Annotated in this window: 3 protein-coding genes, 5 tRNA genes and 1 rRNA gene; 1 reads left to right on the forward strand and 8 read right to left on the reverse strand. The window is 39.6% G+C overall.

Translation table 11 applies throughout. The features are described from left to right. Nucleotides 1–124: 124 nt before the first annotated feature. From PR766_RS18345 to PR766_RS18360, 4 genes are all read right to left on the reverse strand, one after another. Nucleotides 125–200, reverse strand: a tRNA-Thr gene (locus tag PR766_RS18345). Between the two features lie 6 nt (nt 201–206). After that, nucleotides 207–281, reverse strand: a tRNA-Gly gene (locus PR766_RS18350). A 72-nt stretch (nt 282–353) separates the two neighbouring features. Beyond that, nucleotides 354–438 (reverse strand) — tRNA-Tyr (locus tag PR766_RS18355). A 15-nt stretch (nt 439–453) separates the two neighbouring features. Then, a tRNA-Thr gene (locus tag PR766_RS18360) sits at nt 454–529 on the reverse strand. A 427-nt stretch (nt 530–956) separates the two neighbouring features. Here PR766_RS18360 and coaA point away from each other — a divergent pair. Continuing rightward, a complete protein-coding gene (gene coaA, locus PR766_RS18365; RefSeq protein ID WP_006663523.1) occupies nt 957–1,907 on the forward strand; it encodes a type I pantothenate kinase in 951 nt (316 codons plus the stop codon). Nucleotides 1,908–1,945: 38 nt separating this feature from the next. On the opposite strand, the gene birA is transcribed toward coaA, so the two are convergent. The 4 genes from birA to PR766_RS18385 form a co-directional block, all read right to left on the reverse strand. Beyond that, a complete protein-coding gene (gene birA / locus PR766_RS18370) occupies nt 1,946–2,923 on the reverse strand; it encodes a bifunctional biotin--[acetyl-CoA-carboxylase] ligase/biotin operon repressor BirA (RefSeq protein ID WP_006660435.1) in 978 nt (325 codons plus the stop codon). After that, nucleotides 2,920–3,954 (reverse strand): UDP-N-acetylmuramate dehydrogenase, encoded by a 1,035-nt coding sequence (murB, locus tag PR766_RS18375; protein WP_154635810.1) that lies wholly within the window; start codon nt 3,952–3,954, stop codon nt 2,920–2,922. Before murB ends, birA begins: the two co-directional genes overlap by 4 nt. 175 nt (nt 3,955–4,129) lie before the next feature. After that, nucleotides 4,130–4,245: ribosomal RNA gene (rrf, locus tag PR766_RS18380) — 5S ribosomal RNA — on the reverse strand. Nucleotides 4,246–4,274: 29 nt separating this feature from the next. Further along, nucleotides 4,275–4,350 (reverse strand) — tRNA-Thr (locus tag PR766_RS18385). Nucleotides 4,351–4,392 lie beyond the last annotated feature (42 nt).

The raw sequence follows: 4,392 nt of genomic DNA on the forward strand, positions 1-4,392 counted from the left end.
TTAGATTGTCCCTCTAAGACACGGAATCGGTGGTTAAACCACATCAACCAAGCAAGGATTAAATTCGCTTGTATTCTTTCTTTACAGGAGACAAATCAGGAGATAATTGAGAACATCGGGGAAGTGGTGCTGATAGGCAGATTCGAACTGCCGACCTCACCCTTACCAAGGGTGTGCTCTACCAACTGAGCTATATCAGCACATCTTGGAGCGGGCAGCGGGAATCGAACCCGCATCATCAGCTTGGAAGGCTGAGGTAATAGCCATTATACGATGCCCGCAATGAACTCGGCTACCTGAGTTATCAGCTGTTAAACTGTTTTTCCGTAAAGCTCACAGAAGCTTTTTGGAGATGGTGGTGGGAGAAGGATTCGAACCTTCGAAGTCTGTGACGGCAGATTTACAGTCTGCTCCCTTTGGCCGCTTGGGTATCCCACCTATCCAAATTTTTAATGGTGCCGGCACCAAGAGTCGAACTCGGGACCTACTGATTACAAGTCAGTTGCTCTACCAACTGAGCTATGCCGGCATCAAGTGCTGCGCATTCTAGGAAGACTGAGCGCATGTTGCAACAAAAAAATTTAATTTTTTGTTCATTCGCTCATATTTTATTCACTTTTTGCGATTTTGTTGATTTTTTATCTGTTTTAAGATTAAAACATCAACAACAGCCATTAACTATAATCCATTATAATCTGGGGAGTAAAGCTTCACTGTTGAGTTTCATTTCGTTGATTGCGAGTTTTTTATCCACTATCACAGTTTTTCTTCTTTTTTGATCGTTTAGTTTTTCAACAAAAATGTGCTTTTTTTTTGCATACGTCAAAAAAAATTCACATAAAACACAAAAAATCCTACGCCTCCCCCTCTTCACTCGCTATGATGCTACCAAATTTTATGGATATGGGTGTTTAGGCAACCTGTCCAACCTGCACAAAATAGGCAGATGTTGGTTTATGAAACAGAAAGAAAATTTTATGACAACACCATATTTAGAGTTTGATAGAGAACATTGGGCCACTTTGCGTGATTCCGTTCCTCTAACGCTATCATCTAGTGAGCTTCTTGAGCTTAAAGGTATCAATGAAGAACTATCCATGGATGATGTCATCGAAATTTATCTTCCTTTATCCCGTTTGCTGAATTTTTATATCAGCTCCAATTTACGCCGTCAGGCTGTGTTAGAACAATTTTTAGGAACTAATGGCGCGAAGGTTCCTTACATTATTGGCATAGCTGGCAGCGTCGCTGTAGGAAAAAGTACGACGGCCCGTTTACTACAAGCATTATTAACGCGTTGGCCTGAACACAGGAAAGTCGATCTGATCACGACGGATGGATTTTTATATCCAAACCAAGTTTTACGTGACAAAGATATAATGAAAAAGAAAGGCTTTCCCGAGTCTTACGATATGCGCAAATTGGTCAACTTCGTTTCTCAGATAAAATCAGGAGCTCGTCATGTTGCCGCTCCCGTTTATTCACATTTGACCTATGATATTGTTCCTGACCAGCAACAAATTATTGATCAACCCGATATTTTAATTTTAGAAGGGCTAAACGTTCTACAGAGCGATATGGACTACCCTCAAGATCCCCATCATGTTTTCGTGTCAGATTTTGTTGATTTTTCTATCTATGTCGATGCGAACCCTCAACTACTAAAACAATGGTATATCGGGCGATTTTTGAAATTTAGACAAGGTGCGTTTTCCGATCCTGATTCATACTTTCACAATTACTCTAAACTCAGTGAAGAAGAAGCGGTGAATGTAGCCAGTTCAATTTGGGATGAAATTAATGGTTTAAACCTTGAAGAGAATATCTTGCCAACAAAAGAACGCGCAAGTTTAATCATGACGAAAGGTGAGAATCACTCTATTCAAAATGTAAGACTACGGAAATAATTGATAAGGCCGGTTACGGTTAATACCGGCCTATTTAACTAATTTTCATTTGATCTTAATGATATTTCACCGCCAATATAGGGAATAATTTCTCCATTTTCTTTTTGCAATAATAACGCCCCTTGCTCATTAATTCCCTTTTCGACACCAACAATAATATCATTTCCAATCAATAGCTTAACATTTCTTTCTAAAAAGTTGTCTAATTCAAACCAACGAGACAAAAATGGCTTTAATCCCTGCTTTTCAAATATTAATAATGATTTTTTTAATGCGTTGATAATATTGCCAGCTAATTCGTTTCTTTCAATATTTTCAACTTCATCAGTTAAAGCAGACCAAGCTTGATTAATTGTTTCATCTTTTTTAATAATACTTTTATTCATACCAATATTGATACCAATACCAATAATAATATGTGCTGCATCCCCTGTTTTGCCTGTTAGCTCAACCAGGATTCCTGCTAGCTTTTTATCATTCATATAGAGGTCATTAGGCCATTTAACTTTGACCTTATTTCCGCATAACTTATTTAAAGTTTCAGCAATCACAATTCCAACCACTAAACTCAATCCAATTGCCGCAGCGGGACCTTGCTCTAATTTCCAATAAGTTGAAAGATATAAGTTACATCCAAATGGTGAAATCCACTGACGACCGCGGCGACCTCGCCCTGCACTTTGATACTCTGCTAAACAAGTATCTCCTGATTGCAAATTAGGGATCCTATCCAGCATATATTGGTTAGTAGAATCAATAACGGGTTCGACAATAATCTGGGTGCCAGTAACATACTTCTCAATACACTGTTTATTTAACAAATTGATCTGCATAGGAAGCTGATAGCCTTTACTCGTGATAGTTTGGATATCAAGACCCCATGAGCGCAATGTTTTAATATGTTTATTAATTGCCGCTCTCGTCATTCCTAAGCGTTCACCCAGCTGTTCGCCTGAATGAATCTGCCCATCCGCTAAAATATCAATAATTTGTAATGGAATACTCATTTCTTTCATCGTATACAGTCCACTGCATTCAATTCGCCTTGACGCCCAATGAATCGAACTTCTGGTTCTAAGAAAATATCGAAACGTTGTGCAACTGTATTACTTACATATTTAGCAAGCTCTACAATATCCTTTCCCGTCGCATTATGTTTATTTATCAACACTAATGCTTGTTGAGTATGAACTGCTGCACCGCCTAATTGGTAGCCTTTTAAGCCACACTGGTCAATCAACCAACCTGCGGCTAATTTTACATTTCCATCAGCCTGAACATATTGAGGGCAATTAGGGTAACTAGCTTTGATTGTCTCTGCGAGTTCAGCAGATACGACTGGGTTTTTAAAGAAGCTACCAGCATTACCTGTTACAGCGGGATCAGGTAATTTACTTCTGCGAGTCTCACATACCGTCTCAAACACATCTGAAGGCGTTACAGTGTTAGGATCGAGCTTAGCTAAATCTCCATACGCTAGCTTTGGTGACCACTCCTTAGAAAAAATCAATCCAACGCTGATAATCGCATGAGAATGCTGATATTCATGTTTAAAGATACTGTCTCGATACCCAAAATTGCATTCTTCCGCAGGGATACGAGTGATCCTACCTGTATCCAAGCAGAGGATATCCACATACTCACAAACATCTTTTAGCTCTACCCCATAAGCTCCAATATTTTGTATCGGTGCAGAGCCTACACATCCAGGGATCAGCGCTAAGTTTTCTGCGCCATATATTCCCTTATGAAGCAATGTTTCAAGTAGCTGATGCCAATTTTCCCCTGCATATGCATGTACATGCCAAGCATCTGCAGAATCAGTAATTTCGATACCTTTAATTCTGTTTACAATGACCACACCGTCAAAATCTTCAATAAATAACACATTGCTTCCCCCGCCTAATAACAGTACAGGAAGATTGTCATTTTTTGCTGTTGTCCACTGTTGGTACAGAGCATCAGCGCTTTGTACAATGTTCACTTTAATAGCTTTGGCATCAATACCGAAGCTATTAAGCGATTTGAGTTCGGCGGTCAGGTTCATTGCTACCTTCATTTTCAAATAAGATCTAAGATTTTATAAGTCTATCAGCCTGACCTAGCAGTGAATAGCATGTAGATGGAAATAATATGAGAAGTAAGAAACTGAGAAGAATTTTCAAAAATACAAATCGATAGATAGCAAAAAGCCACCCATTGGGTGGCTTCTTATATTTAAAACCTAGCAGTTCCCTACTCTCACATGGGGAGACCCCACACTACCATCGGCGCTACGGCGTTTCACTACTGAGTTCGGCATGGGGTCAGGTGGGACCACCGCGCTATTGCCGCTAGGTAAATTCTTTTAAATTATTTTAGTATTCATGGTGCTGATACCCAGATTCGAACTGGGGACCTCACCCTTACCAAGGGTGTGCTCTACCAACTGAGCCATATCAGCAATATGGTGCGGTCAGTCAGTACTGACACAACCTTAAAATTT

Source organism: Providencia sp. PROV208, from assembly GCF_028479465.1.
GTDB classification, from domain to species: Bacteria; Pseudomonadota; Gammaproteobacteria; order Enterobacterales; family Enterobacteriaceae; genus Providencia; species Providencia alcalifaciens.

Excerpts from the sequence above, each read along its gene's own strand:
- coaA (WP_006663523.1), top strand. The coding sequence starts at position 957 with ATGAAACAGAAAGAAAATTTTATGACAACACCATATTTAGAGTTTGAT.
- birA (WP_006660435.1), bottom strand. The coding sequence starts at position 2,923 with ATGAAAGAAATGAGTATTCCATTACAAATTATTGATATTTTAGCGGAT.
- murB (WP_154635810.1), bottom strand. The coding sequence starts at position 3,954 with ATGAACCTGACCGCCGAACTCAAATCGCTTAATAGCTTCGGTATTGAT.